Origin of the sequence: Streptomyces marokkonensis (genome assembly GCF_039539045.1) — a bacterium.
Lineage (GTDB): Bacteria > Actinomycetota > Actinomycetes > Streptomycetales > Streptomycetaceae > Streptomyces > Streptomyces marokkonensis.
In genome coordinates, this window is sequence record NZ_BAABCQ010000359.1 from 1 (window position 1) to 1,870 (window position 1,870).

General features: G+C 67.4%; 1 protein-coding gene. It reads right to left on the reverse strand.

Going from position 1 to position 1,870, the window contains the following annotated elements; genetic code table 11:
- Positions 1 to 343: 343 nt before the first annotated feature.
- Positions 344 to 1,570, reverse strand: coding sequence for a phthiocerol/phthiodiolone dimycocerosyl transferase family protein (locus ABEA26_RS35840; RefSeq protein WP_345598239.1), 1,227 nt, complete (start codon positions 1,568 to 1,570; stop codon positions 344 to 346).
- Positions 1,571 to 1,870 lie beyond the last annotated feature (300 nt).

The following is a 1,870-nucleotide window of genomic DNA, read 5'->3' on the forward strand; positions in this document are numbered from 1 at the left end:
GCCGCCGGTCACACAAACATGTCAGAACATCCCCTATCTAGATCAGATGCTCTCTTAAGGCTGGTCGGCGGGCCGGGGACGAGAGAAATACCAGTGCGGCTCTCTCACTCCCAGCCAGCGCCGCGTACGTCCGCTTCCCGGCCGCGGCACGGTAGAGCGCGACCGCGTCCCTCCTGGTCGCCTCCGGATACGGAGACTTACGTCGTAACGCCCGGTTTCCGGTCCCTTTCCCCGCTGATCCTTTGGAGTGGACGCCCTGACATAGATTCTTGACGGTCCAGGGAGGGTACGCCGGAGGCGAACAGGGCGTGGGCAGGCTGCGGCGCCAGTGCGCCGTGACACGCTATGTGGTGAGGCGGTCGAGGGCGGCGGATACGTGGTCGCTCAGTTCCGCGATCTGGACGTCCGTGTACCAGGCTCGGCTCCAGGTGAGATCGACGGCCAGCCGTGCCTGGTAGCGGCTGACGACGGCGAAGATCATGGGTACGTGGCCGAGCGGAGCCAGGCGCACGTTGCTGATCCGCAGGCCCTCGGGCAGGGCCGGTTCCGGAACGGTGCCCACGTTGGTGATGACGAGGCTGGGCGGATGCTGGTCGAGCATGTAGGGGAAGGCCGCCAGTTCCATCGCCGCGGCACCACTCTCCAGGTCGTCCCGCAGCCGGGCGGCCAGGTCCTGCCCGACCGCAGCGGGATGTGTCTTTTTGCTGACCTCCAGGCGAATGGAGGTGGTGGTCGCCGCGGACTGCAGGACCTCAGCCGGCAGGGGTGGGGCGAGCCGACGGCGCATATCGACCGCAGTGGTGCACAGCAGTCGAACCGGGTCGTCCTGAGTTGGCAGCAGGGAGCGCAGGCTGGTCAACAGGGCCCCTGAGACCAGGGCGTTGACCGAGAGGCAAGCCTCCCTCGCACACTGCACCAGCCTCTCGCAGCGGCCGCCGTCGAGCTCGACACCGACGATGCGGAAACTCATGTTCTTTCCGGGGCCTCCGTCGTGGGAGGCGAGGGCGGGCACGAGCGCGGGCGGCCTTTCGGTGTCCAGTCGCGTGCGTTCGGCCACGAACTCCCGTAGCTGTCCCGAGGTGAACTGCGAGGCGAGCAGGTCGTCCAGGGCCGGTCCCAGTACCGGCTGGATCACGCCGGCGGAGACGGGCCGGCCGGTGGCCAGAGAGGTGTACGTTTCCCACAGACGGTGGTGGAGGGACAGATAGCTCATCCCGTCGACGAACGCCCGCGGGAGGCTCATCACCACCCGGGTACGTTCCCGCCCGCGCACCACCGTTGCCCGCAGCAGCGGGCCCTGGTCCCATGCGAGAGGGGTGTTGATCTCCTCGTCGAAATCGGTACCGTGCCCCAGAACTGGCCCTGGGGCCGCGTCTGCGATGAGGGCCAGCGGCTGCTTCCCGGGCCCCTGGGTGATCTTACCGGTGAGCAGCGGGGTACGGGCTTGCAGATGGGTCAGTGCCTGAGCCAGGACAGCTTCGTCCAGGTCACCCTCCACGTCGCAGGACAAGACAACCCGGACACCGGCCGCGGCGATGGCCGCCTCGTGCGGCGCGAGCAAACGCTCCATGAAGAACCCTTTTCGTAGGACCGCTGCACCATCGCGCAACGGGGTAACGCTCCGGAGCGGAAGAGCCGTATGTCCCCTCGAACGGATGAATGCTCCGAAAAGCGAACACGGAGCGGCCGAGGTAACCCGGCATCACGCGCTGACGATTCGTACGTGTCTGCCGGCCGCCCCCGGGAACAGGGCGGATCCGACTTCCTGTGTGGGCAAGCCGGGGTCGAGGAGATGCCCGTCCTGTACGCCGGCTCGGGGGGTGCCCCTATCTGTTTCGTCAACCCTGGTGGGGTCGGTTCGCGGGGATTC